Genomic DNA, 3,998 nt, shown 5'->3' on the forward strand with positions numbered 1-3,998 from the left:
GCGTCAGCCGCACCCGCAGCCGGTCGAGGTCGTCGTCGGGCTCGTCGTCATCGTCCTCGTCGTCGGCGATGGGGCCGCTCGCGCCGGCCGCGCCGCCCAAGCCGGGCGGGTCGTCCTCGTCGTCGTCGGCGCCGAGGTCCACCTCCGCCTCGCCCTCGCCGACCTCGATCGCCTCGATCACGACCGTGGTGGTGTCGACGTCGAACGCGAGCCCCAGCGTGCCGACCCGGAACTCCTCGTCGATCGGCATCTCGAGGGGGTCGTTGTCGTGGACCGGGAGCACCGGCTCTTTCGGCAGCTCGACGCCGAACCGCTTGTTGGCCTCGGCGAGCAGCTCCTCGAGCTTTTCGGCGAGCAGCGAGACCTGCACCTTTTCCAGCGCGACACTGATCACCCGCCCGCCACCGCGAGCCTGGAGGAAGAAGGTGCGGTCGCCGGGCTCGCCCACCGTCCCGGCGACGAACCGCTCCGGCGGCTCGAAGGCATGCACCTGGTGGGTCATGCCTTCGACCCTATCCGCCCTCGCGCCGCGTTGCGCAGCGCACCGGCGGGGTTCGCCGAGGGCGCAAACGGACGCGTACGCAGCGGTAACGACGCGCTCACGCTCCGGAGCCCCCACCTACCGCCGCATCGCTGGAAGCCGCCTTGCGGCGGCGGGTGCGCTTGGGCGGAACGAGCGTCGACAGGTCCCCCGCGTCGTTCAGCCGCACCAGGAAAGGCCTGGTCGGCGTGTAGCGGATGACGCTGATCGAGGCGGGGTCGGCCACGATGCGCTGGAACTCGTCGAGGTGCAGGCCCATGGCGTCGGCGATGATGGCCTTGATCACATCGCCGTGGCTGCACGCCAGCCACAGCGCGTCGGGGCCGTGCTCGGCCGTCACCCGCGTGTCCCACCTGCGGATCGCGGCCACCGCGCGGGCGGACATCGCGGCCATCGCCTCGCCGTTGGGGAAGACCGCCGCGCTCGGGTGCTGCTGCACGACCGCCCACAGCTTCTCCTTGGCCAGCTTCTTCAGCGGCTGGCCCTCCCAGTCGCCGTAGCCGCACTCGATCAGGCCCTCGTCCTCGACCGGCTTGGCGTCCGGCAGCGCCAGCTCGAGGGTCTGCCGGCAGCGGATCAGCGGGCTGGTGACGACCGCGGCCAGCGGCAGCGCGCGCAGCCGCTCGCCGACCCGCTCGGCCTGGCCGCGGCCGGTGTCGTCGAGCTCGACCGGCTGCCGCCCGGCCAGCCCGCCGGCCGCGTTCGCCGTGGTGCGCCCGTGCCGCAGCAGCAGGACGGTGGCCACTAGGACGCCACCCCGGCCTCGTCGAACGCCTCCGCCACCGTGCGCAGGGTGGCCAGCCCGGACTCGAGGTCGCCGACGTACGGGCTGATCGAGAGCGTGCCGACGCCGGCGTGCGCGAACTCGCGCAGGCGGGAGACGATCCGCGCGCGGGGGCCGATCAGCGAGGTGCGCTCGATGAAGGACTGCGGCACCGCGGCCGCCGCCTCGCGGATCTTCCGGTCCAGGTACAGGTCCTGGACCGTGCGCGCCTCGTCCGCGTAGCCCATGCGCACGGCCAGCGGGTTGTAGAAGTTCTGCTCGCGGCTGCCCATCCCGCCGACGTAGAGCGCGGCGTACGGCCGGATCACGTCGGCGCAGGCCGCGATGTCGTCGCCGATCACCACCGGCACGGTGGCCGCCACGTCGAAGCCGGTCAGCCCGGCGCCGCTCTTGGACCGGCCGCGCTCGATGTGCTGCAGCGACTCCCCCGCGGCGTCCGGGGCGAAGAAGATGGCCAGCCAGCCGTCCGCGATCTCGCCGGCCAGCTCCAGGTTCTTGGGACCCACCGCGGCCAGGTAGATCGGGATGTGGTCGCGCGGCGGGTGGAAGCCCAGCCGCAGCGCCTTGCCCGGCCCGTCGGGCAGCGGGAGCTGGTAGAACTCGCCGTCGTAGGCGACCGGCTTGCGGGCCACGGCCAGCTTGACGATGTCCACGAACTCCCGGGTGCGGGCCAGCGGCTTGGCGAACCGGACGCCGTGCCAGCCCTCCGACACCTGGGGGCCGGAGACGCCGAGGCCGAGCCGGAACCGCCCGCCGGACAGCGCGTCGATGGTGGCGGCGGTCATCGCGGTCATCGCCGGGCTGCGCGCCGGGATCTGCATGACCGCGGCGCCGATGTCGATCTGCCGGGTCTGCCCGGCGATCCAGGCCAGCATGGAGGGCGAGTCCGACCCGTACGCCTCCGCCGCCCACACCACCGAGAAGCCGAGCCGGTCCGCCTCCTGGGCGAGGGCGAGGTGATCGGCCGGCGTGCTCCACGCCGACTGGTAGCCGAGGTTGAGTCCGAGCCGCACGCGTCCTCCTGAGGGTCAATCGAGCGCCAGGACGTGAGCCTACCCATCTCGGTCAGGTAACCGACGCGGTGCGGGATCGCCTCCGCGGCGGTGTCTGAATATGGTTCACCCATGCAACAGCGACCGCTCGGCCGAAGCGGGCTGGCGGTCTCGCGGCTCGGGCTCGGCACCATGACGTGGGGCCGGGACACCGACCCCGACGACGCGGCCGCGCAACTCAAGATCTTCCTCGAGGCCGGCGGGACGCTGCTGGACACCGCCGACGTCTACGGCGACGGCGCCGCCGAGGAGGTGATCGGCGCCCTGCTCGAGCACATGGTGCCACGCGAGGAGGTGGTGATCGCCACGAAGGCCGGGCTCACCCCCGGCGGCCGCCGGCGGCGCGACGGCTCCCGCGGGCACCTGCTGCGCTCGCTGGACGCCTCGTTGCGCCGGCTCGGCACCGATCACATCGACCTCTGGCAGGTGCACGGATACGACCCGCTGACCCCGCTCGAGGAGACCCTCGCCGCCCTCGACCACGCGGTGACCAGCGGCAAGGCGCGCTATGTGGGCGTCTCGAACTTCGCCGCGTGGCAGACCGCGCGGGCCGCCACCTGGCAGGCCGCCTGGCCGGGACGCGCGCCGATCGTCGCCGCCCAGATGGAGTATTCGCTGCTCGAGCGCGGCGTCGAGCGCGAGCTGCTGCCCGCCGCGTCGGCCCTGGGCATCGGCCTGCTGGCCTGGTCGCCGCTGGGCCGCGGGGTGCTGACCGGGAAATACCGCGACGGCCGGCCGCTGGACTCGCGGGCCGCCTCCGAGCACTTCGCCGCGTTCGTGCAGCCGTACCTGGAGCCGCGCAGCTCGAGCATCGTGGAGTCGGTGACGACCGCCGCCCGCGGGCTGGGCGTCTCGCCGATCGAGGTGGCGATCGCCTGGATCCGCGACCGGCCGGGGGTGTCCGCGCCGATCCTCGGGGCGCGGACGGCGGGTCAGTTGCAGGGCGCGCTGCTCAGCGAGGAGCTGACCCTGCCGGCCGAGATCGCGAACGCGCTCGACGACGTGTCGGCGATCGAGTGCGGCTACCCCGAGCGCGAGGGATGAAGCTCCGGCGGGCGGTCTTCCTGCTGCTCGGCACCGTGCTGCTGCTGCCGTACGTGCTGCTCACCTGGGTGCTCGTCCGGATCCTGGTGGACGACCCGGCCAATCGCCCGGCAGCGCTGCTGATCACCGTCGTGGCCGGCGCGGTCGCGCTGCTGCCGCCGTTCCTGGGCGGCACCCGCGAGCTGGAGATCGCGGCCGTCCGGGCCCTGCTGCGCGTCGACCTGCCCGCGCACGACCCGCAGGTTCCGCTGCCGCTGGAGGCGCGGCTGCGGTCGGCGCTGTGGTTCGCGGTGCACCTGGCGGTGGGCGCGGCGATCGGAGCGGCGCTGCTGATCGCCGTACCCCTGGCTCTGATCGTCTTCGCCGAACGGCTCGGCCTGACCCGGGGCGCGCTGGACGACCTGGCGATCGGCCCGCTGGGCGCGAACGATGTGTGGTGGTGGACGGCCGTGGGGGTCGCGCTTCTTCTGGGTACGGCCTGGGCCGCGGCCGGACTGGGCGCCCGCGCCTCGACGGCCGCCAGCCGCTGGGCCGGGGACGGGCCGAGCAGCACCGGCGCCATGGTCGACGCGAGGGC

The 3,998-nt window shown here is 73.8% G+C and carries 4 protein-coding genes and 1 pseudogene; 2 read left to right on the forward strand and 3 right to left on the reverse strand.

Features of this window, described 5'->3' with window-relative positions; translation table 11 throughout:
• The 3 genes from AB0M20_RS30800 to AB0M20_RS30810 form a co-directional block, all read right to left on the reverse strand.
• Window positions 1-502: DUF3090 family protein (locus AB0M20_RS30800; protein WP_364303836.1), on the reverse strand; the 502-nt coding region annotated here is incomplete at its 3' end.
• Between the two features lie 97 nt (window positions 503-599).
• The gene (locus AB0M20_RS30805; protein ID WP_364303837.1) at window positions 600-1,286 is read right to left on the reverse strand and encodes an MSMEG_4193 family putative phosphomutase; all 687 of its coding nucleotides are present in this window, start codon (window positions 1,284-1,286) and stop codon (window positions 600-602) included.
• On the reverse strand, window positions 1,286-2,338 hold the full coding sequence (locus AB0M20_RS30810) for an LLM class F420-dependent oxidoreductase (protein ID WP_364303838.1): 1,053 nt from the start codon (window positions 2,336-2,338) through the stop codon (window positions 1,286-1,288). Before AB0M20_RS30810 ends, AB0M20_RS30805 begins: the two co-directional genes overlap by 1 nt.
• 111 nt (window positions 2,339-2,449) lie before the next feature.
• Here AB0M20_RS30810 and AB0M20_RS30815 point away from each other — a divergent pair, with 111 nt between their 5' ends.
• Window positions 2,450-3,421: an aldo/keto reductase gene (locus AB0M20_RS30815; RefSeq protein WP_364303839.1), complete on the forward strand. Its 972-nt coding sequence runs from the start codon at window positions 2,450-2,452 to the stop codon at window positions 3,419-3,421.
• A pseudogene (locus AB0M20_RS30820) lies at window positions 3,418-3,998 on the forward strand (two-component sensor histidine kinase); the annotation flags it as partial. The gene AB0M20_RS30815 and the pseudogene AB0M20_RS30820, both read left to right, overlap by 4 nt.

The organism is Actinoplanes sp. NPDC051633, assembly GCF_040681735.1.
In the GTDB taxonomy this organism is placed as follows: domain Bacteria; phylum Actinomycetota; class Actinomycetes; order Mycobacteriales; family Micromonosporaceae; genus Actinoplanes.

What these genes read in the sequence shown, in the direction of transcription:
- AB0M20_RS30815 (WP_364303839.1), top strand. Translation starts at nt 2,450, where the DNA reads ATGCAACAGCGACCGCTCGGCCGAAGCGGGCTGGCGGTCTCGCGGCTC.